The organism is Pseudoalteromonas sp. GW168-MNA-CIBAN-0100, assembly GCF_040309225.1.
Classification (GTDB): Bacteria; Pseudomonadota; Gammaproteobacteria; order Enterobacterales; family Alteromonadaceae; genus Pseudoalteromonas; species Pseudoalteromonas arctica.
The window spans coordinates 1-258 of sequence record NZ_JBEOOL010000758.1; the positions used below are offsets into that span (position 1 = coordinate 1).

The 258-nt window shown below is 38.8% G+C and carries 1 protein-coding gene; it reads right to left on the reverse strand.

What is annotated here, in order from left to right; genetic code table 11:
* Window positions 1-258, reverse strand: a 258-nt coding sequence (locus AAEY62_RS23300) for a helix-turn-helix domain-containing protein (protein ID WP_350636813.1), incomplete at both ends; no start/stop codon positions are given.

Consider the following 258-nt stretch of genomic DNA (forward strand, 5'->3'; position numbering starts at 1 on the left):
CCTCTATTGTGCCTAATCTAAAGCCTAGGCCACGTATGGTTTCTATTGCCGGTGCGCCTAGTTTTTTACGTAAATTAAAAATATGTACGTTAAGTGCGTTACTCGCTACATCATCGCACACGCCATAAAGTACATTTTTTAACTGGCTTTGGGTTAAAATTTGTTGCGGACTATTTAAAAAGGTTTGCAGTAATAAGTCCTCGTTACGTGACAAGCAAACAAGCGTGCCATTGAGTAATGCTTTATGTTGCTCTAAAT